The 25,523-nt window shown below is 72.9% G+C and carries 23 protein-coding genes; 16 read left to right on the top strand and 7 right to left on the bottom strand.

Features of this window, described 5'->3' with window-relative positions; all coding sequences use genetic code 11:
• Nucleotides 1–582 precede the first annotated feature (582 nt).
• The 3 genes from ABD347_RS10965 (at nucleotide 583) to ABD347_RS10955 (ending at nucleotide 4,773) form a co-directional block, all read left to right on the top strand.
• Entirely contained in the window at nucleotides 583–1,821 is a 1,239-nt protein-coding gene (locus ABD347_RS10965; protein ID WP_344359611.1) for an arginine deiminase, read from the top strand.
• 157 nt (nucleotides 1,822–1,978) lie between these two features.
• Complete coding sequence (gene argF / locus ABD347_RS10960) at nucleotides 1,979–2,989, top strand: ornithine carbamoyltransferase (protein WP_344359608.1); 1,011 nt, start codon at nucleotides 1,979–1,981, stop codon at nucleotides 2,987–2,989.
• Between the two features lie 311 nt (nucleotides 2,990–3,300).
• Complete coding sequence (locus ABD347_RS10955) at nucleotides 3,301–4,773, top strand: amino acid permease (protein ID WP_344359606.1); 1,473 nt, start codon at nucleotides 3,301–3,303, stop codon at nucleotides 4,771–4,773.
• Here ABD347_RS10955 and ABD347_RS10950 read toward each other — a convergent pair.
• A complete protein-coding gene (locus ABD347_RS10950; protein ID WP_344359603.1) occupies nucleotides 4,745–5,167 on the bottom strand; it encodes an ATP-binding protein in 423 nt (140 codons plus the stop codon). The genes ABD347_RS10955 and ABD347_RS10950 overlap by 29 nt on opposite strands.
• Nucleotides 5,168–5,656: 489 nt before the next feature.
• Here ABD347_RS10950 and ABD347_RS10945 point away from each other — a divergent pair, with 489 nt between their 5' ends.
• Both ABD347_RS10945 and ABD347_RS10940 read left to right on the top strand, forming a co-directional pair.
• Nucleotides 5,657–6,484 carry an enoyl-CoA hydratase family protein gene (locus tag ABD347_RS10945; RefSeq protein ID WP_344359601.1) on the top strand — a complete coding sequence of 276 codons (828 nt, stop codon included), beginning with the start codon at nucleotides 5,657–5,659 and terminating at the stop codon, nucleotides 6,482–6,484.
• A 6-nt stretch (nucleotides 6,485–6,490) separates the two neighbouring features.
• Complete coding sequence (locus tag ABD347_RS10940; protein WP_344359598.1) at nucleotides 6,491–8,833, top strand: bifunctional salicylyl-CoA 5-hydroxylase/oxidoreductase; 2,343 nt, start codon at nucleotides 6,491–6,493, stop codon at nucleotides 8,831–8,833.
• Here ABD347_RS10940 and ABD347_RS10935 read toward each other — a convergent pair.
• Together ABD347_RS10935 and ABD347_RS10930 are read right to left on the bottom strand one after the other, a co-directional pair.
• Nucleotides 8,802–9,629 (bottom strand): PaaX family transcriptional regulator, encoded by an 828-nt coding sequence (locus tag ABD347_RS10935; RefSeq protein WP_344359595.1) that lies wholly within the window; start codon nucleotides 9,627–9,629, stop codon nucleotides 8,802–8,804. The two genes, ABD347_RS10940 and ABD347_RS10935, sit on opposite strands and share 32 nt — an antisense overlap.
• A gap of 4 nt (nucleotides 9,630–9,633) precedes the next feature.
• Nucleotides 9,634–11,271, bottom strand: coding sequence for an AMP-binding protein (locus ABD347_RS10930; RefSeq protein ID WP_344359592.1), 1,638 nt, complete (start codon nucleotides 11,269–11,271; stop codon nucleotides 9,634–9,636).
• Nucleotides 11,272–11,367: 96 nt separating this feature from the next.
• On the opposite strand from ABD347_RS10930, the gene ABD347_RS10925 reads away from it, so the two are divergent.
• The 10 genes from ABD347_RS10925 (at nucleotide 11,368) to ABD347_RS10880 (ending at nucleotide 19,752) form a co-directional block, all read left to right on the top strand.
• Nucleotides 11,368–12,480, top strand: a complete 1,113-nt coding sequence (locus ABD347_RS10925) for an acyl-CoA dehydrogenase family protein (protein WP_344359589.1) — start codon at nucleotides 11,368–11,370, stop codon at nucleotides 12,478–12,480.
• Nucleotides 12,477–12,875: a RidA family protein gene (locus ABD347_RS10920; RefSeq protein WP_344359587.1), complete on the top strand. Its 399-nt coding sequence runs from the start codon at nucleotides 12,477–12,479 to the stop codon at nucleotides 12,873–12,875. Before ABD347_RS10925 ends, ABD347_RS10920 begins: the two co-directional genes overlap by 4 nt.
• A gap of 30 nt (nucleotides 12,876–12,905) precedes the next feature.
• A complete protein-coding gene (locus tag ABD347_RS10915; RefSeq protein WP_344359585.1) occupies nucleotides 12,906–13,688 on the top strand; it encodes a class I SAM-dependent methyltransferase in 783 nt (260 codons plus the stop codon).
• A gap of 172 nt (nucleotides 13,689–13,860) precedes the next feature.
• Nucleotides 13,861–14,022, top strand: coding sequence for a hypothetical protein (locus tag ABD347_RS10910; RefSeq protein WP_344359584.1), 162 nt, complete (start codon nucleotides 13,861–13,863; stop codon nucleotides 14,020–14,022).
• A gap of 312 nt (nucleotides 14,023–14,334) precedes the next feature.
• Entirely contained in the window at nucleotides 14,335–15,507 is a 1,173-nt protein-coding gene (locus ABD347_RS10905; RefSeq protein ID WP_344359582.1) for an NAD(P)/FAD-dependent oxidoreductase, read from the top strand.
• Nucleotides 15,501–15,791, top strand: coding sequence for a (2Fe-2S)-binding protein (locus tag ABD347_RS10900; RefSeq protein ID WP_425575625.1), 291 nt, complete (start codon nucleotides 15,501–15,503; stop codon nucleotides 15,789–15,791). The genes ABD347_RS10905 and ABD347_RS10900 overlap by 7 nt, the downstream gene beginning before the upstream one ends.
• Nucleotides 15,781–17,145 carry an FAD/NAD(P)-dependent oxidoreductase gene (locus ABD347_RS10895; protein WP_344359579.1) on the top strand — a complete coding sequence of 455 codons (1,365 nt, stop codon included), beginning with the start codon at nucleotides 15,781–15,783 and terminating at the stop codon, nucleotides 17,143–17,145. The genes ABD347_RS10900 and ABD347_RS10895 overlap by 11 nt, the downstream gene beginning before the upstream one ends.
• Nucleotides 17,142–18,038, top strand: coding sequence for a dihydrodipicolinate synthase family protein (locus ABD347_RS10890; RefSeq protein WP_344359577.1), 897 nt, complete (start codon nucleotides 17,142–17,144; stop codon nucleotides 18,036–18,038). The genes ABD347_RS10895 and ABD347_RS10890 overlap by 4 nt, the downstream gene beginning before the upstream one ends.
• A 2-nt stretch (nucleotides 18,039–18,040) precedes the next feature.
• Nucleotides 18,041–19,042 carry a proline racemase family protein gene (locus ABD347_RS10885; RefSeq protein ID WP_344359575.1) on the top strand — a complete coding sequence of 334 codons (1,002 nt, stop codon included), beginning with the start codon at nucleotides 18,041–18,043 and terminating at the stop codon, nucleotides 19,040–19,042.
• A gap of 41 nt (nucleotides 19,043–19,083) precedes the next feature.
• Complete coding sequence (locus ABD347_RS10880) at nucleotides 19,084–19,752, top strand: GntR family transcriptional regulator (RefSeq protein WP_344359574.1); 669 nt, start codon at nucleotides 19,084–19,086, stop codon at nucleotides 19,750–19,752.
• A 216-nt stretch (nucleotides 19,753–19,968) separates the two neighbouring features.
• Here the strand turns inward: ABD347_RS10880 and ABD347_RS10875 are convergent, their stop codons facing one another.
• From ABD347_RS10875 to ABD347_RS10860, 4 genes are all read right to left on the bottom strand, one after another.
• Nucleotides 19,969–20,439 (bottom strand): prolyl oligopeptidase family serine peptidase, encoded by a 471-nt coding sequence (locus ABD347_RS10875; protein WP_344359572.1) that lies wholly within the window; start codon nucleotides 20,437–20,439, stop codon nucleotides 19,969–19,971.
• Nucleotides 20,340–20,783 (bottom strand): alpha/beta hydrolase fold domain-containing protein, encoded by a 444-nt coding sequence (locus ABD347_RS10870; RefSeq protein WP_344359570.1) that lies wholly within the window; start codon nucleotides 20,781–20,783, stop codon nucleotides 20,340–20,342. Before ABD347_RS10870 ends, ABD347_RS10875 begins: the two co-directional genes overlap by 100 nt.
• Before the next feature lie 470 nt (nucleotides 20,784–21,253).
• Nucleotides 21,254–21,814: a quercetin 2,3-dioxygenase gene (locus tag ABD347_RS10865; RefSeq protein ID WP_344359568.1), complete on the bottom strand. Its 561-nt coding sequence runs from the start codon at nucleotides 21,812–21,814 to the stop codon at nucleotides 21,254–21,256.
• Nucleotides 21,815–21,885: 71 nt separating this feature from the next.
• Nucleotides 21,886–22,206, bottom strand: a complete 321-nt coding sequence (locus ABD347_RS10860; protein WP_344359567.1) for an alpha-amylase — start codon at nucleotides 22,204–22,206, stop codon at nucleotides 21,886–21,888.
• 1,176 nt (nucleotides 22,207–23,382) lie between these two features.
• Between ABD347_RS10860 and ABD347_RS10855 the strand changes: the two genes are divergently transcribed.
• Complete coding sequence (locus ABD347_RS10855) at nucleotides 23,383–25,497, top strand: DUF2075 domain-containing protein (protein ID WP_344359859.1); 2,115 nt, start codon at nucleotides 23,383–23,385, stop codon at nucleotides 25,495–25,497.
• Nucleotides 25,498–25,523 lie beyond the last annotated feature (26 nt).

The following is a 25,523-nucleotide window of genomic DNA, read 5'->3' as shown; positions in this document are numbered from 1 at the left end:
GTCCGGTCTGCCCCCGGCCCGGTCCGCTTCCGGTCCGCTTCCGGTCCGCGTCCCGCCCGCCCCGCACCTGGCCCCGCGTCCGGCACCGTGCCCGGCCTTCGCGGAGGCCGGACGCGGGCCGAGGTGCTTCCGCCCGGCGGGGATGGCGTCGCCCCCGGGCAGCGCGGTCCGGCCGCGTCCTCGGCCGCCGCCCGGGCCCGTACCGTCCCGGCCTCCGGCCCGCGAGTGGCCGCGCCGCGCGAGGCCTCATGGCGGGTGTCCCCCGCCGGGCGAGCGGCCGTCCCTCGCCGGGCTCGTCCGACCGCCTGCCGTTCCGGTTGCGAGGCCCGGGCGGCCGGGGCACGCCCCGGCCGCCCGGGGCCGATGGCGGGCGTGGTCCTCACCGGCCCTGCCCGGGGCGGCCGTCCGGGCCCGCTGCCCGCTGCCTGCCGCCGACGGCTCGCGGCTCGCGGTCCGGGCACGGGTGCCCGCGCCGGTCCACCGTCCCCACGCCCGGCCCGCCGACCGTGCCGCAGTCGTGGGGGCTGGGGGATCTGCGGCTGTTCGTGGGTGAAGTGGGGCTCGCGCGGTGAGGATGGAGGCATGGGATTCCATGTCGATTCCGAGACCGGGCGGCTTCGCCGCGTCATCCTGCACCGGCCGGACCTGGAGCTGAAGCGGCTGACGCCCTCCAACAAGGACGCGCTGCTCTTCGACGACGTGCTCTGGGTGCGGCGGGCGCGACAGGAGCACGACGGGTTCGCCGACGTGCTGCGTGACCGGGGCGTGGAGGTGCACCTCGTGGGTGACCTGCTGCGCGAGGCGCTGGAGATCCCGGCGGCCAGGAAGCTGGTCCTGGACCGGGTCTTCGACGAGAAGGAGTACGGACCGCTCGCCACCGATCACATAAGGGCGGTGTTCGACGGCATGGACACCGGATCTCTCGTCGAGGCGCTGACCGGCGGGATGACGAAACGTGACTTCCTGGCCGGCCACTCCGAGCCGACCTCCGTCCGCTTCCATGTGATGGACCTGGACGACTTCCTCGTGCCGCCCCTGCCGAACCACCTCTTCACCCGGGACACGTCGGCCTGGATCTACGACGGCGTGTCCATCAACGCCATGCGCTGGCCCGCCCGGCAGCGCGAGACCGTCCACTTCGAGGCCATCTACAAGCACCATCCGCTCTTCACCGGCCCGGAGGCGGGCACCTTCCACCACTGGTCGGAGGGGCAGGACGACTACCCGTCCACCATCGAGGGCGGAGACGTCCTGGTCATCGGCAAGGGCGCGGTGCTGATCGGGATGAGCGAGCGCACCACGCCCCAGGCGGTGGAGATGCTGGCACGCGGGCTGTTCGCCGCCGGCTCGGCCCGCACCATCGTCGCGCTGGACATGCCGAAGAGCCGGGCGTTCATGCACCTCGACACGGTCATGACGATGGTCGCGCACGACACGTTCACCCAGTACGCGGGTCTCGGCATGCTCCGCTCGTACACCATCGAGCCGGGCGACGGGCACCGCGCGCTGAAGGTCACCGACCACCCGCCCCAGCACATGCACAGCGCCATCGCCGCGGCGCTGGACCTGCCCGCGATCCGGGTGCTGACCGCGACGCAGGACGTGCACGCGGCGGAGCGCGAGCAGTGGGACGACGGGTGCAACGTCCTGGCGGTGGAGCCGGGCGTCGTCGTCGCGTACGAGCGCAACGTCACCACCAACACCCATCTGCGCAGGGAGGGTATCGAGGTGATCGAGATCCCGGGCAGCGAGCTGGGGCGGGGGCGGGGCGGCCCGCGCTGTATGAGCTGTCCGGTGGTGCGCGACGCCGACCCGGGTTAGGGATGTCCTTGGAGGCCGGCCTTCTCGGTGGCTCGGTGGCGGGTCACACGGCCGTGGCTCCTCCCCAGGACGAGCGGGTACACACGTGCCCGTATATAAATGTGGGGCCTCGTATAGACTTCCATGATTCCCCGTACCCGGACCCAGGAGCGCCCCCATGGCCACCGACCTCACCGGCCGCCACTTCCTCAAGGAGCTGGACTTCACCGCCGAGGAGTTCCGCAGCCTGATCGATCTTGCCGCCGAACTCAAGGCGGCCAAGAAGGCGGGTACCGAGGTCCAGCGGCTGCGCGGCCGGAACATCGCGCTGATCTTCGAGAAGTCGTCGACCCGTACGCGCTGTGCGTTCGAGGTGGCCGCGGCCGACCAGGGGGCCTCCACCACCCACCTCGAAGCCGCCGGCTCCCACATCGGCAAGAAGGAGTCCGCCAGGGACACCGCCCGGGTCCTCGGCAGGATGTTCGACGCCATCGAGTTCCGGGGTGACGCCCAGGCCACCGTGGAAGAGCTCGCCGCCCACGCCGGCGTTCCCGTCTACAACGGCCTGACCGACGACTGGCACCCCACCCAGATGCTCGCCGATGTGCTCACCATGACCGAGCACACCGACAAGCCGCTCGAAGCCGTCGCGTTCGCCTACCTCGGCGACGGCCGCTACAACATGGGCAACTCCTACCTGATCACCGGTGCGCTGCTCGGGATGGACGTCCGGATCGTGGCGCCGAAGACGTACTGGCCGGCCGACGACATCGTCGCCCGCGCCCGCGAGCTCGCCGGGGCCAGCGGTGCCCGGGTCACGCTCACCGAGGACGTCGCCGAAGGGGTCCGGGGGGCCGACTTCGTCGCCACCGACGTCTGGGTCTCGATGGGGGAGCCGGCGGAGGTGTGGGACGAGCGCGTCGCCGCCCTCGCCCCGTACGCCGTGACCATGGACGTGCTGCGCGCGACCGGTAACCCGCGGGTCAAGTTCCTGCACTGTCTGCCCGCCTTCCACGACCTGGGCACCGCCGTCGGTCGTGAGATCCACGAACGCCACGGCCTGACCGAGCTGGAGGTCACCGACGAGGTCTTCGAGTCGGAGCACTCGGTCGTCTTCGACGAGGCGGAGAACCGGATGCACACGATCAAGGCCGTCATGGTGGCCACCCTCGGGGGTTCCGGGGCCTGATCCCGGACCCGGCCGGGGTCCCGCTCGGACTCCGGCGCCGGGCTCCGGTTCCGATTCCGGATCGGGCTCCGATTCCGGATCGGGCTCCGCCTCCGGCGGGCTCCGATTCCGGATCGGGCTCGGGCTCCGCCTCCGGGACGGGCTCAGGCCCCGGCTCGGGTCTCCGGCCGACGCGGCATAGCAATACGCCAGGTGGGGTGAATATGTGGTGTGGCGGTTAATATCGGTACACATGGTGGGGTTCGGGCTCGCACGCCCGAACCCCGCTTCGTTTGTGCCCGCCCTCATGGCCCAGAGAAGAGAACCACCCCATGCGTCCCACCGGACCGCCGCGCATCAAGAGCCCCGCCCAGCTGATCGCCGATTCCGGTGCGGACCTCGAGGGGCATGGCCTCAAGCGCACCATGGGTCTCTTCCAGCTCGTGTGCTTCGGCGTCGGTGCCATCGTCGGCACCGGGATCTTCGTCGGGCTGTCCGACAGTGTGGCCGAGGCCGGGCCCGCGGTCGTCGTCTCCTTCCTCCTCGCCGCGATCACCTGTATCTTCACCGCCTTCTCCTTCGCCGAGCTGGGCAGCGCGATCCCCGTGTCCGGAAGCTCGTACTCGTTCGCGTACGCCACCCTCGGTGAGCGCGTCGCCTTCCTCGTCGGCTGGTGTCTGCTGCTGGAGTACGGGGTCTCCGTCTCCGCCGTCGCCGTCGGCTGGGGCCAGTACCTCAACGAGCTCCTCGACAGTCTCGTCGGATGGCGGCTGCCCGACGCGCTGTCCAGCCCGCCCGGTGACGGGGGCGTCCTCAACATCCCGGCCGTGGTCGTGATCGGCCTCGCCGCGGTCCTCCTGGTGCGCGGCATCCGGGAGAGCGCCCGCGCCACCGCCGTCATGGCCGTCGTGAAGATCGCCGTGCTGGTCCTCTTCTGCGCGATCGCCTTCCGCGCCTACCAGGGCGACAATCTCGCGCCCTTCGCCACGCACGGCGTCGCCGGGATCACCTCGGGCGCCTCGGTGGCCTTCTTCTCGTACATCGGCTTCGACGCGATCACGACGGCCGGCGAAGAGGTCAAGAACCCCCGGAAGAACATCCCCCTCGCGATCATGATCTGCATCGGGATCGTCACCCTGCTCTACTGCCTCGTCGCCGTCGCCGCCATCGGGGCGCTCTCCGCCGACCAGGTCGCCGGCCAGCCGGCCGCGCTCTCGCTGATCGTCGACCGGGTGACCGACTCCGCGGTGGGCGGCGGCGTCATCGCCTTCGGAGCGGTGGTCGCCATCGCGTCCGTCGTCCTGGCGGTGATGTACGGCCAGACCCGCATCCTGATGTCGATGTCCCGCGACGGGCTGATCCCGCACGTCTTCGAGAAGGTCTCACCGAAGACGGCCACCCCCGTCGCGAACACCTGGATCGTCGCCGTCGTCTTCGCCGTCCCGGCGGCCGTCGTGCCGCTCGACGTGGTGCTGAACCTGACCACCATCGGCACGCTCGCCATCATGGTCGTGGTCAACATCGCGGTCATCGCGCTGCGCCGCCGCTACCGGGGCACCGACAGCGGCTTCCGGGTGCCGCTCTACCCGCTCAGTCCCGTCCTGGGCGTCGCCATGTGCCTGTACCTCATCTGGGGCACCGGCTGGACGACGTGGGCGCGGTTCGCCGTCTTCCTGGTCGTGGGAGCGGTCGTCTACGCGCTGTACGGGCGCCGCAATTCCCGGCTGGCGGCAGCCCCGGCCGACCGTGGGGGCCCCGACGGCCCGCACGGGCCGGTCACGGGCCCTGCGACCCCGGGAGCGTGAACCAGACCGCCTTGCCCCGGCCGGTCCGCCGGTGACCGCATGCCCCGCTGAGGGTGCGGATCAGCAGCAGGCCCCGCCCGTGTTCCTGCCAGGGGTCGGGCGGGGTGTCGTGCTCCGGCGACAGGTCGCCGGGCGGCTCGGGGTCCCGGTCGTGGACCTCGACCCGGCAGCCGCTCGGCAGCAGGCGGACCACCAGCTCTATCGGGCCCTTGCCCGCGGTGTGCTCCACCGCGTTCGCCACCAGCTCGGCCGTCAGCAGCTCGGCCGTGTCCCGGTACGCCGAGGCGTCCAGGTCCGCGAGCGCCGTCCGTATCAGGGCACGGGCGAGGGGCACCGCGGCCGTGGTGTGCGGCAGGGCGATGCGCCAGGAGGAGGGGCCGGATGCTTCGAGCAAGGCGGGGTCCGTTCGGTGAAGCCGGTTCCGTTCGGGAGCAGGGAAGGCGGGTGGGGGCGGCGACCAGGAGCGACAGAGAGCAGCGGCGGGCAGGAGCGGGGAGCGGAGCGGCGGTGGCGGGGGTGACCGCGACGGCAGCGTGGTGACGGTGAGGAGCGGTGGGGAACGGCGGGGAGGGGTGGGGAACGGCGGGGAGCGGTGGGGAACGACGGGGAACAGCGGCCGGGTGGGGCGGGGGAGAGAGCGGTGGGGCGGAAGAGACCGCTGAGGTTTGCCGTCCACCTTACGTAGGGCCGCCCGCCGTACCAGAGGTCCCCGCATACCCGCCGGGAGACCTGTGCCACAGCTGGTACTGGATCTGCGTTGGTTACGGACAGCTGTTACAAGGTCACCGCTCAGCGTATCGCGCATACGTGACGGAAGTCACGCACAAGTGATAGCTTCGAGGGGCAGGCATCTGCGCAGGCAGACCGAGGGAGGCCGCACCTCATGAGCCCGTTCTCCAGCTCCGCGACCCGCACCGAGGAGTGGCGCCATGTGCGGCTCGCCGTCGACGACGGAGTCGCCACCGTCACGCTCGCCCGCCCGGCCAGGCTCAACGCCCTCACCTTCGGTGCCTACGCCGACCTGCGGGACCTGCTCGCCGAGCTGTCCCGGGAGAGGGCCGTCCGCGCCCTCGTCCTCGCGGGCGAAGGGCGGGGGTTCTGTTCCGGCGGCGACGTCGACGACATCATCGGCGCCACCCTCGCCATGGACACCGCCCAGCTCCTGGACTTCAACCGCATGACCGGCCAGGTCGTCCGGGCGCTGCGCGAAGCCCCCTTCCCGGTCGTGGCCGCCGTCCACGGGGTCGCCGCCGGCGCCGGCGCCGTCCTCGCGCTCGCCGCCGACTTCCGCGTGGCCGACCCCTCCGCCCGCTTCGCGTTCCTCTTCACCAAGGTCGGCCTCTCCGGTGGCGACATGGGGGCCGCGTACCTCCTGCCGCGCGTCGTCGGGCTCGGGCACGCCACCCGGCTGCTGATGCTCGGCGAGGCCGTCCGTGCCCCCGAGGCCGAGCGCATCGGCCTGATCAGCGAGCTGACCGAGGAAGGCGCCGCCGACACCCGGGCCGCCGAGCTCGCCCGCCGGCTCGCCGACGGCCCGGCCCTCGCGTACGCGCAGACCAAGGCACTGCTGACGGCGGAGCTCGACATGCCGCTCGCCGCCTCCGTCGAACTCGACGCGGCCACCCAGGCGCTGCTCATGAACGGCGAGGACTACGCCGAGTTCCACGCCGCGTTCACCGAGAAGCGGCCGCCCAAGTGGCAGGGGCGGTGAAGTGCCGTGCGCGTAGCCGTCATCGGAGGAGGCCCCGGCGGGCTGTACGCCGCCGCCCTGCTCAAGCGCCTCGGCCCCGATCGTGACATCACCGTGTGGGAGCGCAACGCGCCCGACGACACCTTCGGCTTCGGGGTGGTCCTCTCCGACGAGACCCTGGGCGGCATCGAGCACGCGGACCCCGCCGTGTACGCCGCCCTCCAGGAGGAGTTCGTCCGCTGGGACGACATCGACATCGTCCACCGCGGCCGCGTCCTGACCTCCGGCGGCCACGGCTTCGCCGCACTCGGCCGCCGCCGGCTCCTGGAGATCCTCCACGCGCGGTGCGCCGACCTCGGCGTGACCCTCCGCTTCCGCTCCGAGGCGCCGCCCGCCGCCGAGCTGGCCGCCACGCACGACCTGGTCGTCGCCGCCGACGGCGTACACAGCAGGACCCGCCAGGCGCACGCCGACGTGTTCGTTCCCCACCTCAGCACCCACCGCTGCCGTTACATCTGGCTCGCCGCCGACTTCGCCTTCGACGCCTTCCGCTTCGAGATCGCCGAAACGGAGCACGGGGTGATGCAGCTGCACGGCTACCCCTACGCCCGCCCGTCGCCCGGCCACCGCCCCCCGGCGAGGTCCTCCGGGCCGGAGCGTGGTCCCGGCGGCGCCTCCACCGTCATCGTCGAGATGCGCGAGGAGGTCTGGCGGGCGGCCGGCTTCGACGAACTCGGCGAACAGGAGTCCGTCGCCCGCTGCGCCAAGATCTTCTCCGAGGCCCTCCGGGGCAGGCCGCTCGCCTCCCACCACTCGTCGTGGACCGCGTTCCGGACCGTCGTCACCGACCACTGGTCGCACGGCAACATCGTGCTCCTCGGCGACGCCGCCCACACCGCGCACTTCTCCATCGGGTCCGGCACCAAACTCGCCGTCGAGGACGCCCTGGCGCTCGCCGCCTGCGTCCAGGAACAGCCCGATCTCGGCCACGCGCTCGCCGCGTACGAGACCGAGCGCCGCCCCGTCGTCGAGTCCACCCAGCGCGCGGCCGCCGCCAGCCTCCGCTGGTTCGAGGACCTGGCGGGCCACCTCGACCAGCCGCCCCGCCAGTTCGCGTTCAACCTGCTGACCCGCAGCCGCCGCGTCACCCACGAGAACCTGCGGCTGCGCGACGCCCGCTTCACCGACACCGTCGAGCGGGACTTCGGCTGCCCGCCCGGCACCCCGCCGATGTTCACGCCCTTCCGGCTGCGCGGCCTGACCCTGCGCAACCGGGTGGTCGTCTCACCCATGGACATGTACTCCGCCGTCGACGGCGTGCCCGGCGACCTCCACCTCGTCCACCTCGGGGCCCGCGCCCTCGGCGGCGCCGGGCTCGTCATGACCGAGATGGTCTGCGTCAGCCCCGAGGGCCGCATCACCCCCGGCTGCGCCGGACTGTGGACCCCCGGCCAGGCCGCCGCCTGGCGCCGCGTCACCGACTTCGTCCACCAGCGGTCGCCGGGCACCGCCATCGGCGTCCAGCTCGGCCACTCCGGCCGCAAGGGCTCCACCAAGCTCATGTGGGAGGGCATCGACCAGCCGCTCGACTCCGGCAACTGGCCCCTGGTCGCCGCCTCCCCGATCCCCTACCGTCCCGGCGTCAACCAGGTCCCCCAGGAGCTGCACCGGGCCGCGCTCACCGACATAAGGGAGCAGTTCGCCGCCGCGGCCCGGCGCGCCGCCCGCGCGGGCTTCGACCTGCTCGAACTGCACTGCGCCCACGGCTACCTGCTGTCCGGGTTCCTCTCCCCGCTCACCAACCGCCGCACCGACGCCTACGGCGGCTCCCTGGCCGGCCGGCTCCGCTTCCCGTTGGAGGTGTTCGACGCGGTACGGGCCGCATGGCCCGGCGAGCGGCCCATGACCGTGCGGATCTCCGCCACCGACTGGGCACCCGGCGGCACCACCGTCGAGGAGGCGGTCGGGATCGCCCGCGCCTTCGCCGAGCACGGCGCCGACGCGATCGACGTCTCCACCGGCCAGGTCGTGCCCGACGAACGCCCCGAGTACGGCCGCTCCTACCAGACGCCGTACGCGGACCGGATCCGCAACGTCCTCAAGGTGCCCGTCATCGCGGTCGGCGCGATCTCCTCCTGGGACGACGTCAACTCACTGCTGCTGGCGGGCCGCGCCGACCTGTGCGCGCTGGCCCGCCCCCACCTCTACGACCCGCACTGGACCCTGCACGCCGCCGCCGACCAGGGGTACGAGGGGCCCGGCGCCCCCTGGCCCGCCCCGTACCGCGCGGGCAGCCGCAAGCCCCCGACGGGCCGCACCGACGCGCCCAGACCGCGCCTCAGCCTGACTCGGCCGGCGCCCCGGTCCTGACGAACTCCCCGCCCGTGTCCCGCAGCAGCCCGTGCAGGCCGCCGAAGACCGCCGCCGCCCGGCCTCCCGGCCAGCCCGCCGGGAGGAGGGCGGCCGGCAGGCCCGGGTCCGCGTAGGGGAGGCGGCGCCAGGAGTCCAGCGCGAGCAGGTAGTCGCGGTACGCCTCCCGCGGCGACGGTTCACGGGTCGACCAGGCACGCAGCACCGGCTCGTGGAGGTCCAGGAACTCCTCGTACAGCTTGGCGATCGCCGCCAGGTCCCACCAGCGGCCCACCGCCTCCGCGGTCGCCGCGAACCCCAGGTGCTCGCCGCGGAAGAGGTCCACGTACGGGTCGAGCTGGAGCCGCTGGAGGGTGTGCCGGGTCTCCTCGAACAGCGCGGCCGGCGCGATCCACACGCCAGGCGCCGCCGTCCCGAAGCCCAGGCGGCCCAACCGCGAGCGCAGCAGGTGCCGCTTGTGCCGCTCGGCCTCCGGAACCGAGAAGACGGCGAGCACCCAGCCGTCGTCCTCGTGCGGCTCTCCCGCCGCGTAGATCCGCCGGTCACCGTCGTCCAGGAGCTGCCGGGCGTCCTCCGACAGGGCGTACCCGGCGGCCCCGTCCGCCGTGCGGCGCGGCTCCAGCAGGCCGCGCCGCTTGAGCCGGGACACCGAGGAGCGCACGGACGGCGCGTCCACGCCCAGCACCGCCAGCAGCCGGATCAGCTCGGCCACCGGCAGCGGGGCGTTGTCGGGCGTCCGCCCGTACGCGCCGTACAGGGAGACGATCAGGGAACGCGGGGTGTGCTGCTCGGCCACGTGATCACTTTACGGGCGCGTCCTCGGGCCTGTCCCGGCCGCGCAGCCGGAACCGTTGCAGCTTCCCGGTGGCCGTGCGCGGGAGCGCGTCCAGGAACACGATCCGGCGCGGGCACTTGTACGGGACGAGACGGTCCTTCACGAAGGCGCGCAGGGCCTCGGCCGTGGCGTCGTCGCGGGGCAGGCCGTCGCGGAGCACCGTGTACGCGACGACGACCTGGCCGCGCACCTCGTCCGGGTGGCCCACCACCGCCGCCTCCAGCACATCGGGGTGGGCGAGCAGGGTTTCCTCGACCTGGGGGCCGGCGATGTTGTACCCGGCGGAGATGATCATGTCGTCCGCGCGGGCGACGTAGCGCAGGTAGCCGTCCGGTTCGCGCACATAGGTGTCGCCCGTGATGTTCCAGCCGTGCCGGACGTACTCGCCCTGGCGCGGATCGGCCAGGTAGCGGCAGCCCACCGGGCCGCGTACGGCCAGGTACCCCTCCTGCCCGTCCGGGACGGGCTCGCCGTGATCGTCCACCACGCGCGCGTGCCACCCGGGGACCGGTACCCCCGTGGTGCCGGGGCGGATGGCGTCGTCGGCCGCCGAGACGAAGATGTGCAGCAGCTCGGTCGCGCCGATGCCGTTGATCAGGCGCAGTCCGGTCCGCTCGTACCAGGCCCGCCAGGTGGCCGCGGGCAGGTTCTCGCCCGCCGACACGCAGCGGCGCAGTGAGGCGGTGTCGTACCCGTCGAGCTCGTCCAGCATCACCCGGTAGGCGGTCGGCGCGGTGAACAGCACCGTGACCCGGTGCTCGGCGACGGCGGGCAGGAGCTGCCTGGGCCCGGCCTGCTCCAGCAGCAGCGCCGAGGCGCCCGCCCGCATCGGGAAGATCACCAGCCCGCCCAGCCCGAAGGTGAACCCGAGCGGCGGACTGCCCGCGAACAGGTCGTCCGGGCTTGGGCGCAGCACGCGCGCGGAGAACGTGTCGGCGACGGCCAGCACATCGCGGTGGAAGTGCATGCACCCCTTGGGCCGTCCGGTCGTCCCCGAGGTGAACGCGATCAGCGCGACGTCGTCGGCCGCCGTGTCGACCGCCTCGTAGGCGCCGGGGTGCCGGGCCGCGAGGCGCAGCAGGTCCCCGGGCGCGTCACCGCCGTACGCGGTGATCCGCAGTCCGGGCACCTCCGCCCTCACCAGGTCGTCCACCGCCCGGACGTCGCACAGGGCGTGGCCGACGCGGGCCATCCGGCACATGACGGCCAGCTCCGGTGCGCGCGCCCCCGCCAGGACGGTGACGGCGACCGCCCCCGCCTTCATCACCGCCAGCCAGCAGGCGGCCAGCCACGGTGTGGTGGGCCCGCGCAGCAGCACCCGGTTGCCGGGGACGACGCCCAGGTCGTGGGCGAGCACCTGGGCGATCCCGTCGACGCGGCTGCGCAGCTCGCCGTACGTCCAGACGCGGCCCGCGCCGTCCCGGAAGACCGGCCGGTCCGCGCCGAACCGTTCCACCGTGCGGTCCAGCAGTTCCGCCCCGCAATTGAGCCGGTCGGGGTAGCGCAGTTCCGGGAGGTCGAAGAGGAGTTCCGGCCACTGCTCGCGCGGTGGCAGATGGTCCCGGGCGAAGGTGTCACGATGCGCCGATGGCGTGAGCTCCATGGTTCGCCCCCTTGTCGTGGTGGGAACGCTCATCGAGCGTATCGTTCATGTGACGACAGTCAACGGCCCGCGATAGATGACTTTGAGGGGGCACGAATGCCCGTATTCTCACTCGATCCGGTCCAGACCGCCTGGTGTGCCGAGCTGCGAGCTCTGGGCTCCGAACGCCTGCGGCCGCTCGCCGAGAAGGGCGAGCCGGGCCACGTCAACCGCCCGCTCGTCGCCGCGCTCGGCGAACTGGGCCTGATCGGGCGCCTCTTCGGCGCGGGCGCCCTCGACCTGTGCCTGATGCGCGAATCACTCGCCCAGACCTGTACGGAGGCGGAGACGGCCCTCGCCCTCCAGGGACTCGGCGCCCACCCGGTCGCCGCCTTCGGGACCGCCGAGCAGCGGGCACGCCGGCTTCCGGAGGTGACGGCGGGCCGCGCGGTCGCCGCGTTCGCGCTCAGCGAGCCGGACGCGGGCTCGGACGCGGCGGCGCTCGCCCTGGAAGCGGTGCCGGAGGGTGCCGGCTGGCGGCTGGCCGGCGAGAAGCGCTGGATCTCCAACGCGCCCGAAGCGGACTTCTACACCGTCTTCGCCCGCACCACCCCGGGTGCCGGGGCGCGGGGCGTCACCGCCTTCCTCGTGCCCGCCGACCGGCCGGGCCTCACCGGAAGCCCCTTGGACATGCTCTCCCCGCACCCCATCGGCAGCCTGCTCCTCGACGGCGTCCCGGTCGGCCCCGAAGACGTCCTGGGGGAGGTGGACCGGGGCTTCCGCGTCGCCATGACCACCCTCAACCTCTTCCGGCCCAGCGTCGGCGCCTTCGCGGTCGGCATGGCCCAGGCGGCTCTGGACGCGACGCTGGCCCACACCGCCGCACGGGCCGCCTTCGGTGGCGTGCTGAAGGACCTTCAGGCCGTCTCCCACCAGGTGGCCGAGATGGCGACCCGGACGGAGGCCGCCCGCCTGCTGGTGTACGCGGCGGCGGCGGCGTACGACGCGGGCGCCACCGACGTGCCGAAGCGGGCCGCCATGGCCAAGCTGCTGGCCACCGAGACCGCCCAGTACGTCGTCGACGCCGCCGTCCAGCTCCATGGCGCCCGCGCCCTGCAACGCGGACACCTGCTGGAGCACCTCTACCGGGAGGTGCGCGCGCCGCGCATCTACGAGGGCGCCACCGAGGTCCAGCGCACCGTCATCGCGAAGGAGCTGTACGCGTCATGAGCCTGGAACGCCTCAACCCGGCCGGGCTGTCCCCGCCCTCCGGCTTCTCCCACGCCGTCACCGCCACCGGCTCCCGCCTCGTCTTCCTCGCCGGCCAGACCGCCCTCGACGGCGACGGGCGCGTGGTGGGGGAGACCCTGCCGGAACAGTTCGAGACGGCACTCGGCAACCTGCTGACCGCCCTCGAGGCGGCGGGTGGCACCCCCGCCGACCTCGCCCGGGTCACGGTGTACGCCACGGACGTCGCCGACTACCGGGCGCACGCCGCCGAACTGGGCGGCGTCTGGCGGCGGCTGGCGGGCCGCGTGTACCCGGCGATGGCTGTGATCGGTGCCGCCCGGCTCTGGGACGAACAGGCGCTGGTGGAGCTGGACGGGTTCGCGGTCCTCGACTGACTGTCAGTGGTGGCTGGCAGCATCGAGGTCATGACCGAACGCCGTGCCGATCCCCGTACCGGTGCCAGTGCCGATCCCCGTACCGGTGCCAGTGCCGGTCCCAGTGCCGATCCCCGTACCGGTGCCAGTGCCGATCCCCGTACCGGTCCGCGTGCCGACCGGCGTGCCCTGATCGCCGCCTACTGGGACGCCGCCGCCGCGTCCTTCGACGGTGAGGCCGACCACGGCCTGGGCGCCGCCCCGACCCGCGCCGCCTGGGCGCGGCGGCTGCGGTCGTGGTTGCCGGCCGAACCGGCCGATGTGCTCGACGTGGGCTGCGGCACCGGCTCGCTCTCCCTGCTGCTGGCCGAGGACGGACACCGGGTGACCGGCGTGGACCTGGCGCCCCGCATGGTCGAGCGGGCCCGGGGCAAGCTCGCGGCCGCCGGGCGGGCGGGCCGGTTCCTGGCCGGCGACGCCATGGAACTCCCGACGGGGGAGGAGCGGTTCGGCGTCGTGCTCTGCCGCCACCTGCTGTGGACGTTGCCCGACCCGGAGTCGGCGTTGCGCGCGTGGGTGAACCGGCTTCGGCCAGGAGGCCGGTTGGTGCTGATCGAGGGTCGGTGGCGTGAGGCGGACCGGAGCGGCGGCCGGCCGTACGTGGCCGGGGCGGACACGCTGCCGTGGTGCGGCGGCGTCGGGGCCGGGGAGCTGGCCGAGGCGGTGCGCCCGCTGGCCGGCGGCGGGGTCCGTGTCGAACCCCTCGGTGATGAAGCGGAGTTGTGGGGCGGGCCGGTGGAGGACGAGCGGTACGCCCTGATCGCCGACGTGTGAGGCACTGAGGAAGCGGGCGCTCCGGATCCCGCGGGCGCCGAAGGGTTGTCAGTGCAATGTCACATTATTACGTTGCGCGTCACACGGCAGTGGCACGCGCCTGTCACATCCGGCCGCCGACCGTGCGCACCGCTGAACGGACCACTCCCCACCTCCGACCCAGGAGCCGCAGGTGTCCCAGCGATCCACAAGCAGCCCCCGCCCTGTACGCAGAGCCCTGGCCGCGGCCGTCGTCACCGTGACGCTGCTCGGCGCGGCGGGTCAGCTCGCACCGACCGCCCAGGCCCAGGCGCCGTGTCCGCGCCTGACCACCCCCGCCGGTGACCACCCCTGACCATCCCCACGACGATGTCGAACGACTCGCCACCGCGCCCGGGTCCGCCCCGGAACCCACCCCCGCCCCCGGCGGGCGGGCGGCCGACCGGCCCCCGGGCCCCTGGGCTCCGGACACCGGCGTACCCGGCGGCCACCGCCGCTCCGTACGCCCTCGATGAGGTGACACGCCGCGTGCCGGAGGCGTTCACCGACTCGGGCGCCGCGGACTACAGGTGCGAAGGTGCCCGGCGGGGCTGAAGTGACCCTGTGGACAAGGGAGTTGACGGACAACGGCCTGTACAGTGGTTGTAGTATGTGAAATGTTACTGCCGTGCCCACGAGACACGTGAGTGATGTGCCGGACGCCGTGATCGTCGGAGCCGGAGTGATCGGAGCGGCCTGTGCCTACTACGCGAGCCGTGCCGGCCTCACCGTCACCGTCGTCGACCGCGGTCCCGTCGCGGCCGGCACCACAGGTGCCGGAGAAGGCAACCTGCTCGTCTCCGACAAGGAGGCGGGCCCCGAGCTCGACCTCGCGCTGCTGTCCACCCGACTGTGGCGCGAACTCGCCGAGACGCTCCCACCGGAGATCGAGTACGAGCGCAAGGGCGGTCTCGTCGTCGCACACGACGGGGCCGCCCTCACCACACTGCGCGCCTTCGCCGAAGGACAGGCGAGGGCGGGCGTCGAGGCGCACGAGATCCCCGGCGACGGCCTCGGCGACCTCGAACCGCACCTCGCCCCCGGCCTCACCGGCGCCTTCCACTACCCGCAGGACGCCCAGGTACAGCCCGCCATGGCCACCGCCCGACTCCTGCGCGCCGCCGGGGCGGACGTCCGGCTCGGCGAGGAGGTCACGGCCGTGCTCACCGACCGGCGCGGCGCCGTCCGCGGCGTCCGCACCACGCGCGGCGACCTCCACGCCCCCGCCGTCGTCAACGCCACCGGCACCTGGGGTGGAGCCCTCGCCGGACTGGCCGGCGTCCGCCTCCCCGTCCTGCCCCGGCGCGGCTTCGTCCTCGTCACCGAACCGCTGCCGCCCCGCCTGGTGCGCCACAAGGTGTACGCGGCGGACTACATCGCCGGCGTCGCCAGCGACTCGGCGGACCTGCGGTCCTCCGCCGTCGTCGAGGGCACCCCCGCCGGGACGGTCCTGATCGGCGCCACCCGCGAGCGCGTCGGCTTCGACCGGACGGTGTCCACGGAGGCGCTGCGGCGGCTCGCGGCACAGGCCATCGCCCTGTTCCCGGTGCTCTCCGGCGTACGCGCCATCCGTACGTACCACGGCTTCCGCCCCTACCTGCCCGACCACCTCCCGGCCATCGGCGCGGACCCCCGCGTCCCGGGCCTCTACCACGCGTGCGGCCACGAGGGCGCCGGCATCGGCCTCGCCCCGGCGACCGGCCTGCTCGTCGCGGCCGCGCTGCGCGGCGAACCACCGCCCCTGGACACGGAGCCTTTCCGCCCCGACCGCTTCGACGACACGGAAGGAGCCACCTGGTGAGAAACCGCCCGCCGACCCCCGCGCCGTTCACGCTCACCTTCGACGGCCGGACCATCACCGCCCTGCCGGGCCAGTCCGTCGCCGCCGCCCTGTGGAACGCGGGCGTCCTCGCCTGGCGCACCACCCGGCACGGCGGCGCCCCGCGCGGCGCGTTCTGCGGGATCGGCACCTGCTACGACTGCCTGGCCACCGTCAACGGCCGCCCCAACCAGCGCGCCTGCCTCCTGCCCGCCCGCCCCGGCGACACGGTCACCACGCAGCGGGGCACCGGCCATGACCGCTGACCTCGCCGTCGTGGGCGCCGGGCCCGCCGGGCTCACCGCCGCCGCGACCGCCGCCCGGCTCGGGCTGCGCGTCACCCTGCTGGACGCGGGCGAGCGGGTGGGCGGCCAGATCCACCGGCACGCGGCGGGCGGCCCCGTGCCCCGCGCGGCGCGCCGGCTGGTACGCCGGCTGAACGGCGTGACCCACCTGCCCGCCCACCACGTCTGGACGGTCGTACCCGACGGCGACACCTGGCTGCTGCACGCCGTCGTGGGCCCCGGCGAGGCCCCCGCCGCCGTCCGCGCCCGCGCCGTGCTCCTCGCCACCGGCGCGTACGAACGCCAGCTGCCCTTCCCCGGCTGGACACTGCCCGGTGTCGTCGGGGCGGGCGGCGCCCAGGCGATGCTCAAGGGCGGACTCGCCCTCCCCGGCACAGGAGCGTCGCCTGCCCGATCGGAGCCGGGAGCCCGGGGAAGGATCGTCGTCGCGGGCAGCGGGCCCCTGCTGCTCGCCGTCGCCACCACACTCGCCGCCGCCGGGGCCCGGGTCCCCGCCCTCGTCGAGGCGGCCGGCTACACCGCGTACGCCCGGCACTTTGCCGCCCTCGCCCGCAACCCGGCCAAGCTCGCCCAGGGCGCCCTGCACGGCGGCGCTCTCCTCCGCCGCGCCACCCGCCTCCTCACACGGCACGCGGTCACCGCCGCCCACGGCACCACCCGCGTCGAGGCCGTCACCGTCACCCGGCTCGACGCCGACTGGCGCCCCCTCCCCGGGACCGGCCGCCGCATCCCGTGCGACGTGCTCGCCGTCGGCCACGGCCTCGTACCGCAGCTGGAACTCGCCACCGGACTCGGCTGCGCCACCCGCCGCACCCCCGACGGGACCCCGGCCCTGGAAGTGGACGCCGAGCAGCGCACCTCCGTACCGGGCATCTGGGCGGCCGGCGAGACCTGCGGCACCGGCGGCGCCGGACTCGCCCGCACGGAGGGGGAGATCGCCGCACTCTCCGTCGCCGGACGGCACAGCACCGCCCTCGCCCGCCGCCGCGCCCGCCTGCGGGCCTTCGCCGACGCGATGGCCGCCGCCCACCGGCCCGGCCCCGGCTGGACCGACTGGATGGACGGCACCACCGAGGTGTGCCGCTGCGAGGAGGTCACCGCCGACCGCGTCCGCGAAGCCGTCACCGACCTGGGCGCCCGGGACGCCCGCAGCGTCAAACTGCTCACCCGCGCCGGAATGGGCTGGTGCCAGGGCCGCGTGTGCGGACCTGCCGTCGCCCGCCTCGCGGGGGAGGACCCCGCCCCCGACCGGCGCCCGCTCTCCTGCCCCGTACCGCTCAGTCAGCTGGCACAACCACCAGGAGCCGAACGATGAACCAGCGCCCCCACCCCTGGCACGGTGTCATGGTCGCCACCGCCCTGCCGCTGCGCGACGACCTCACCATCGACTACGACGCCTACGCCGAGCACGTCACCCGGCTCGTCGCCGCGGGCTGCGACGGGGTCGTGCCCAACGGCTCGCTCGGCGAGTACCAGACGCTCGACGACGACGAGCGCGCCCGGGTCGTGCGGGTCGCCGTCGAGGCGGCGGGCGACGGATCCCGCGTGATGCCCGGCGTCGCCGCGTACGGCAGCGCCGGAGCCCGCCGGTGGACCGAGCAGGCGGCGGAGGCGGGGGCCGTGTCCGTCCTGCTGCTGCCGCCCAACGCCTACCGCGCCGACGCCGCCTCCGTACGGGCCCATTACGCCGAGGCGGCCAGGGCGGGCCTGCCGGTCGTCGCGTACAACAACCCCTTCGACACCCGGGTCGACCTGACCCCGGAGCTGCTCGCGCGACTTCACGGCGACGGCAGCATCGTGGCCGTCAAGGAGTTCAGCGGCGACGTGCGCCGCGCCTACGAGATCGCCGAACTGGCGCCCGGGCTCGACCTGCTGGCCGGCGCCGACGACGTGCTGCTCGAACTGGCCCTGGCCGGTGCGGTCGGCTGGATCGCCGGTTACCCCAACGCCCTGCCGGCCGCCTCCGTCGCCCTCTACCGGGCCGCCGCCGCCCACGACCTGGACACCGCCCTGCCCCTCTACCGCGCCCTGCACCCGCTGCTGCGCTGGGACTCCAGGCCCGAGTTCGTCCAGGCCATCAAGATGTCCATGGACATCGCCGGGTACCACGGCGGGGCGTGCCGCCCACCCCGCGCCCCGCTCACCGACGCGCACGCCGCCGTGGTCCGCGCCGCCACCGAGAAGGCACTGGCGGAAGGGCTCGCCTGACCATGCGGACCCGCCACGCCTACCACGCCGTCGACTCGCACACCGAGGGCATGCCGACCCGCGTCATCACCGGCGGGGTCGGCACCATCCCCGGCGCCACCATGGCCGAACGGCGCCGCCACTTCATCGACCACCTCGACCACCTGCGCACCCTGCTGATGTACGAGCCGCGCGGCCACTCCGCGATGAGCGGCGCGATCCTGCAACCCCCGACCCGGCCGGACGCCGACTACGGCGTCCTGTTCATCGAGGTCTCCGGGCTGCTGCCGATGTGCGGGCACGGCACCATCGGGGTCGCCACCGTGCTGGTGGAGACCGCCATGGTGCCCGTCACCGAGCCGGTCACCACCGTCCGCCTCGACACCCCCGCCGGGCTCGTCTCCGCCGACGTCCGGGTCGAGGACGGCGCGGCGAGGTCCGTCACCCTCACCAACGTCCCCGCCTTCTGCGTCGCCCTGGACCGCACCGCCGACGTCCCGGGACACGGCGAGGTCGCCTACGACCTGGCGTACGGCGGGAACTTCTACGCGTTCGTCGAACTGGACGCCCTGGGGCTGCCCTTCGACCGGTCCCGCAAGGACGACCTGCTGAGAGCCGGGCTCGCCGTCATGGACGCCATCAACGCCGGCGACCGCCCCGTCCATCCCGAGGACCCGTCCATCGGCGGCGTCAAGCACGTCTACCTCACCGCCCCCGGCTCGGACGCCGCCCACTCCCGGCACGCCATGGCCATCCACCCGGGCTGGTTCGACCGCTCGCCGTGCGGCACCGGCACCTCGGCCCGCATGGCCCAGCTCCACGCACGCGGACAACTGCCGCTCGGGCGCGACTTCGTCAACGAGTCCTTCATCGGTACGCACTTCACCGGGCGGCTCACCGGCACGACGACGGTCGGCGGCCTGCCCGCGGTCGTCCCCGCCATCACCGGCCGCGCCTGGATCACCGGCATCGCCCAGTATCTCCTCGATCCGGACGACCCCTTTCCGGCGGGCTTCCTCCTCTGATCGCCGACGATCCCCATCCCTACGACCCCGGGAGGCGGCGCATGGCAGGCCGGCACCTGAAGAACCTCATCACCAGCCAGAAACGCCTGCGCGACCAGGTGGCGCACGCCCTGCGCGCCGCCCTGATCGCCGGCGAGCTCCAGCCCGGAACGGTCTACTCCGCCCCGACCCTCGCCGCCGACTTCGGCATCTCCGCCACACCCGTGCGGGAGGCGATGCTCGACCTGGCGGGCGAGGGCCTGGTGGAGCCGGTACGCAACAAGGGCTTCCGGATCACCGAGGTCAGCGAGCGCGACCTCGACCAGTACACCGAACTGCGCGCGCTGATCGAGGTGCCGACCATCGGCTCCCTCACCGCCTCGGCCGACCGTGAGCGGCTGGAGGAGCTGCGGCCGGTCGCTGAGGAGATCGTCGCCAGCGCCCGCGACCACGACCTCATCCGCTACCTCGACGCCGACCGGCGCTTCCACCTCACGCTGCTGGCCCTCTCGGGCAACGACCGCCTGGTCGAGACGGTCGGCGACCTCCGCAAGCGTGCCCGGCTCTACGGCCTGACCGCCCTCGCCGAGCGCGGCCTGCTGGTCGCCTCGGCACAGGAACACCACGAGCTGCTCGACCTGATGCTCTCGGGCGACGCGCCGGCGGCGGAGGCGTGCATGGCCCGGCACCTGGGACACGTGCGCTCGCTGTGGGCGGAGAGGAGCGGCTGACCGCTCCACCCCGCGGGCCCGGGCCCCGAGGCCCTGACCGCAGCCACCGACCGGGAGCGCGCTCCGGGGAGGGAGCTCAGGCCCACGCCGTGAACACCGGGTGCCGCGCCGGCTCACCGCTCGGACGCCGCCGGCCCGACCCTGCGCGCTCGACCCTGCGCGCTCGGGGACCGCCCGCGCTCGGAGACCGCCCGCGTTCGGGAGCCGCCCGCTAGGTCACCGCCCGCTCGGAGCCCGCCGTGCACGCGCGGGCGAACTGGAGCGAGTCGGTGAAGCACCGCTCGACGGCATCCTCCGGCAGGCCGGCCCACCCGTGGTCGGCGCCCGGCACGGGCCGGAAGTCGACCCGGCCCCCGCCTCGCGCAGGGCGGCGGCGAACTGCGCGCCCTGGGCCAGGGGGATGAGCGAGTCGTCGGTGCCGTGCAGGACGAGGAACGGCGGCGCGCCGGCCGACACATGGGCGACCGGACTGGCCGCCCGGGCGAGAGCGGGTGCCTCGCTGATCGCCGCCCCGAGCAGCAACGCCTCACGCGTGGTGGGGTCGGCCGCGTCGTAGGTCCCGGGCCGGGACTGCCCGGGCAGGGTGGTCAGATCGGTCGGCCCGTACCACGAGACGCAGCCGCGCACCGGGCGGGAGAGGGCGAGCAGGGAGGCGAGGTGGGCGCCGGCGGACTCACCCCAGGCCACGGTGTGCGCGTGGTGTCGACACCGAGTTCGCCGGCTCGTTCGTCCAGCCAGACCAGGCCGGCGATGACGTCCTCCAGCTGGGCCGGGTGGACGGCTTCGCCGCTGAGCCGGTAGTCGAGGCTGGCGACGACGAACCCGGCCCGCGCGAGCCGGGAGAAGGGACCGGGGCGCCAGTGGCGGAAGGCGGGCCCCATCTCCGTACGCGTGCCGGTGCGCCAGCCGCCGCCGTGGACGAAGACGACGACCGGCAGGGGGCCCCGGGGCTCGTCGGGCAGCCACAGGTCGAGTTCGAGGGGGCGGACCCTGGGACGAGGGGCGTACGGGACGCCGCGCAACAGCCGCACCCCGGCTCGGGGTGCGCGGCGGGCGGGAGAGGCAGCCGCGCGTGGGCGGGCGGGGCGAGGAACGCGGCGAGGTCGGGCGCGGGAAGCAAGGGAGCCTCTCTCCGGGATCGGGGTGGCGTCGGGGCGGCCGGCGGGGCCGGTACCTCACGAGGGGCGCGAGGGTGGCGCGGGCGTGACGGGGGCGCGGCTCCGCGCGCTGTGCGGCGGCGGACCAGCCGGGCGCGGGCGCGGCGACCGCTCGCTTGTGGAGGCCGACGCGCACCGGCCCGGCCCGGCCAGGCGGAGCAGGCGCGGGCGCGGTGAGCCCCGGCCCAGCGCACGGTGCCCCTCACCGACCGGCGTGAAGGAGGCCGCCGCCCGGCGGGACCGCGCGGGATCATGGCGGGTGGTCGGTCACCATGTGAGCAGGGGCGGTTCTCGCGCCACCCGGCCGAGCAGGCCGAGCAGGCCGCAGGCGCGAGCCGCCGGAATCAGCTCCCGGTGCGCCACTGGTGGCCGGGCAGGAACCGCACGTCGTACCGGTGCGGCACGGTGCCGAACTTGTGCGGCTCGGGCACGTACGGCTCCGGGGGGAGGCCGGGTTCGTCGGTCGGGGTCCCGAGGCTCTCGAAGAACCGCTCGAAGGTCCCGCCCGGTCCGGCGGCCACACCGACGACCCGGCTGTGGTGCCGCTCGATGCGGTAGGCGTGCGGACAGTTCTTCGGTACGAAGCCGAAGTCGCCGACGGTGAGCACCTTCTCGTGCTGCTCGCCCTCCAGGTCCTCCACGAACAGCCGCACCGCGCCGTCGGTGATGTAGAAGACCTCGTAGGTGTCGGGGTGGAGGTGCGCCGGGATGACGTCGCCCTTCGGGCCCTCGACGGTGAAGAAGTTGAAGGTGTTCTCGGTCTGTTCGCCGCCCGCGCAGACGGTGACGAGGTCACCGAAGAGGTGGGCCCGGTCGCCCATCCCCTTCTCGATGAAGTACGGCCTGCCGGGTTCGGCCGGTATGTGGGAGTGCGAGCGGTACGGACGGGCGAACTCCATGGTCATGGAAACCTCCGGCACGGGAACGGCAGTAATGTCAGGTGACCTGACGTTCTCGCGGTGGCCGGAAGGGCCGCTCAGGGTGAGACGGTGGAGCAGGGGGCGACGCCGAGAACCTCGTTGCCCCCGGTGCCGTAGCCGGGGAAGGTCACCGTGTCGCCCGGCTCCGCCGTCCGGCAGGGAACGGTGGTGCCGTCGCGGTACTCGACCGTGACGTGCTGGGTGGAGGCGCAGTCGTTGGTGACGAACGTGTAGCGCCAGCTCGTCGAGTGCTGGAGGCAGGAAGGCGTCGCTTCGGCCGGGGCGGCGACCGCGCTGGTGCCGCCGATCGTCTGCGCGAAGCAGGCGGCAGCCGTCGAGAGGACGGCTATGGCCATACGGTTGGTTGAACGCTTCAAGCGCTGCACCGGAGATCATCCCTTCACTTCTCGAACATTGCGGGGTCGAGCGTAGGAAGGGACGCGCGGTCGGCCGTGCGATTCGCGCCATGCGCGCATGTGTCAGGGGTGTTTCGGCGCCCGACCGGCCTGGCGGCGCACCCATGGGTCCCACCCCAGGTCACCCAGTACGCAGGGCCCGTACCAAGCCCCGCGGCGACTCCCCGGCCGTATGCGGCGCGGCGAGCCGCCGGTCGCGCGGCCGGGCGCTCCGCCGCAGGAAGACGGGCCTGCCGCCCGGAATTCGGCGACACGGGGAGAACGCGCGGAATTCGTCCACGCACACCAGGTGGCAAGCGCTTCAAGAAGTGACGGCATGTCTCAGTGGCTGTCTCCCGCGATCCCCACGTGACTCGCGCGTGTCGCGCCCCGGGGGCCGGCAGCCCACGCCGGTGGTGGCGCCGTGCGGTGTCGTCCGCGATGCCGACCGCACGCCGTCACCCGGCCGGCCGTGGGCGTCGCCTGTCGCCCGCTCGCCCGCCCGGGAGTGAACACTTCCTCAAGAGCCGGACGCCAACTGGCCCGTGACCGGAGCGGGCCCCGAACGGGTCGACGGCAGCTTCATCGAGCGGCCCACCTCGCGGGGCCGCCCAGCCCCGGCCGCGCACCTGCGGCCGCCCAGCTCCGGCCGCGTGTCCTCGACCGTGACTGACTGACTGACTGACTGACGGACGCACCGCCCTCCGCGTCATACCTGCCGTGCAGGAGAGGAGCACCAGCACTGTCTGGACACCCGTCAGACAGGGTGCGGCTGCTTCGCCGTTCAGATGTCTCGGGGAAGGGGCAGCGAATGCCCTGACCTGCGCGAACGGACCTTCGCTGATGCAGACGGTGTCCCAGAAACAGTGCCCGGTGCCCCTTCGCCTACGACCACACTTTCGGTGCTGTGCAGCCTGTACCACGGGGGATTTGGTGCGCATGCGTCAGTGCGGGCCACGGTGTCGCGTCCTCAGCAGCGCCCTGCGCCCGAGTTGGTTGGAGCGGGTAGGACCTACGCGCTGTCGATCGTCACATCTCCAAGCGGCTGCCCCGTTCAGTAAGATCACTGGTAAGAATTGCGGCCCGACGGGCTTCCTCGCGAGGACATGCCCCCATCCGCACGAGTTACTCGTGCCCTGGGGGAACCACCTCGTGTCCATGCTCCTGCTGAAAATGTCGGCGCAAGATCTGCTCACCCTCAATGCGCGGCGTCTGATGGTGCCGCATCTCGCTGCGCGGTGGCGGTACTTCCGTGGTGCCGATGCCTCGCTCAGCGAGCGATCCGCGTGGGCGGAGAGCTTGGTGAGTCTGGCGAACGATCTGGTGGCTGCGGGCCGGGGGAACGTGGAGATGATCGTCGAATGTGCCGCCACTCTCGACGAGTCGAACCGCGCGGGTGCCCCGCGGCTGATTGATGTCGTCCTCGTGGGCCGCCATCCTGAGGCGAACCGGCCCTCCGTTCAGTTGGTTGAACTGAAGCGTTGGTCGAGGGTCACCAGGGTGGAACAAGCCACCGCGGACCTGGTGTACGTGCGAGGTATGGGGGCAAAGGCCCACCCGGCTCTGCAGTTGCGAGAGTACTACGAGGCGTTCACGAGCGGCCGGGGGCCGTTCCAGGGGTTCGCATTCGAGTGCGCAGGATTTACCTACCTGCACAATGCGACGGAAGAATCCGTTCGCCCACTCCTTGAGGTGGACGCGCCGACCGGGGCGTACGCCCGTATCTACACGAGTGACTGCCGTGAGCAGCTCCTCTCGGATCTCCGGAGGAGTTTCGCGAAGGAGGGAGCGTCCTCGGTCGCGGAGATCTTGCTGCAAGGCATGGGGCTGCGCAATACCCCCCTCTTGGATGCCATGATCTGGTCGCGCGGTGCCGACACCGTCTTCACTCTGCGAGGGCGGCAGAAGGAGGTCGCCGACCAGATCCTTGAAACCGCTTCCAAAGTCCTACCGGATCCAAACGCGCCTGCTCTTATTCCGGACGAGCGTCGCGTGGTGTTTCTGGTAACCGGTGGCGCCGGAACGGGAAAGAGTGCCATCGGCCTGCAGATGAAAGCTGAATTGGAGTCCCGGGGCCGCACGGTGAACTACGCCAGTGGCAGCAGAGCCTTCAATGGTGCCATGCAGGAACATGTCGGCTACGGAGATCGCGAGTTCCGGGATTCGTTCACCTACTTCCGGAACTTCGTCACTCCGCCTGATCCGCCTCTGGACGTACTGATCTGTGACGAAGCGCACCGTCTGCGTGACCGGTCCACGAGCCGATTCTGGCAGCCCGAGGAGCAGGGCACCGGGCCGCAGGTGGACGAGCTGTTCGCAGCGTCCCGCTTGACCGTGTTCTTTCTGGACGAGGCCCAGTCCGTGCGGCCGAACGAAGTGGGCACCGTGAAACTGATCGAGGAGGCGGCCGACCGGCACGACGCCACACTCGTCAGATATGCGCTGCGGGAGCAGTTCCGTTGCGGCGGTAGCGATGCCTACATCCGCTGGGTGCAAGCAGTCTTGGGAGTCACGGACGAGACACCCGAGCAGTGGACACCGGATGGGCTGATGCACATCGAGGTGGCGGACACTCCGGAGGAACTTGAACAGATCATCCGCGCCGAAGCGCTGGCCGGCGCCTCGGCGCGCATGGTCGCGGGCTATTGCTGGCCGTGGACAAAGCCGCAAGGGAAAAGCAAGCGGCTGGAGGCCGACGTCCGTATCGGAAGCTGGCACCGGCCGTGGAATGCGGACAGCGACAGTTTCTGTGAGAACAGCGCACCTCCGTCCAGGATCTGGTCTGTGCACGAGAACGGCCTTGATCAAATCGGCTGCGTGTATACGGCGCAGGGCCTTGAATGGGACTGGTGCGGTGTGATCATGGGCGAGGACATGGTGCGTCGTGAAGGAAAGTGGGCGTTTCGGCGAGGCAAGGAGCGTCACGACCCGGAGTCCGGCGTCAAACGCGTCGCCGTACCCGGATCGTTTGATCCGAAGGTGAAGCCCGCCAGCGTCGACGACGACGACTTCGCCCGGCTCGTACGCCACGCCTACCACGTGCTGATGACCAGGGCCAGCCGAGCGACGGTCCTGTACTCCACGGATGCGGAAACACGTGCCTACCTCAAGGAACTCGTCGGCGAGGTGGCGATTCACGGCCTCCGCCCCACGTGGGAGAACTTGCCGCAAGAAGCCCGCCGACCGCATCTGCCCCGGCCGCGACGAGGACGACGTAGCCGGAGAAACCGCTCATCCGAAGGAGTGTACGAGGCTGACCTGAGGCTCTTCTGACGGTGGGCGCACAGAAGGATGGAGTG

This window comes from Streptomyces gobitricini (genome assembly GCF_039532985.1).
Taxonomy (GTDB): Bacteria; Actinomycetota; Actinomycetes; order Streptomycetales; family Streptomycetaceae; genus Streptomyces; species Streptomyces gobitricini.
The sequence above is the reverse complement of the archived record's forward strand: the minus strand, read 5'-3'. Positions and strand labels throughout refer to the sequence as shown.

Excerpts from the sequence above, each read along its gene's own strand:
- argF (WP_344359608.1), top strand. The coding sequence starts at position 1,979 with ATGGCCACCGACCTCACCGGCCGCCACTTCCTCAAGGAGCTGGACTTC.
- ABD347_RS10965 (WP_344359611.1), top strand. The coding sequence starts at position 583 with ATGGGATTCCATGTCGATTCCGAGACCGGGCGGCTTCGCCGCGTCATC.
- ABD347_RS10945 (WP_344359601.1), top strand. The coding sequence starts at position 5,657 with ATGAGCCCGTTCTCCAGCTCCGCGACCCGCACCGAGGAGTGGCGCCAT.
- ABD347_RS10895 (WP_344359579.1), top strand. The coding sequence starts at position 15,781 with ATGACCGCTGACCTCGCCGTCGTGGGCGCCGGGCCCGCCGGGCTCACC.
- ABD347_RS10885 (WP_344359575.1), top strand. The coding sequence starts at position 18,041 with ATGCGGACCCGCCACGCCTACCACGCCGTCGACTCGCACACCGAGGGC.
- ABD347_RS10865 (WP_344359568.1), bottom strand. The coding sequence starts at position 21,814 with ATGACCATGGAGTTCGCCCGTCCGTACCGCTCGCACTCCCACATACCG.
- ABD347_RS10890 (WP_344359577.1), top strand. The coding sequence starts at position 17,142 with ATGAACCAGCGCCCCCACCCCTGGCACGGTGTCATGGTCGCCACCGCC.
- ABD347_RS10855 (WP_344359859.1), top strand. The coding sequence starts at position 23,383 with ATGCTCCTGCTGAAAATGTCGGCGCAAGATCTGCTCACCCTCAATGCG.
- ABD347_RS10930 (WP_344359592.1), bottom strand. The coding sequence starts at position 11,271 with ATGGAGCTCACGCCATCGGCGCATCGTGACACCTTCGCCCGGGACCAT.
- ABD347_RS10880 (WP_344359574.1), top strand. The coding sequence starts at position 19,084 with ATGGCAGGCCGGCACCTGAAGAACCTCATCACCAGCCAGAAACGCCTG.
- ABD347_RS10915 (WP_344359585.1), top strand. The coding sequence starts at position 12,906 with ATGACCGAACGCCGTGCCGATCCCCGTACCGGTGCCAGTGCCGATCCC.
- ABD347_RS10955 (WP_344359606.1), top strand. The coding sequence starts at position 3,301 with ATGCGTCCCACCGGACCGCCGCGCATCAAGAGCCCCGCCCAGCTGATC.
- ABD347_RS10920 (WP_344359587.1), top strand. The coding sequence starts at position 12,477 with ATGAGCCTGGAACGCCTCAACCCGGCCGGGCTGTCCCCGCCCTCCGGC.
- ABD347_RS10925 (WP_344359589.1), top strand. The coding sequence starts at position 11,368 with ATGCCCGTATTCTCACTCGATCCGGTCCAGACCGCCTGGTGTGCCGAG.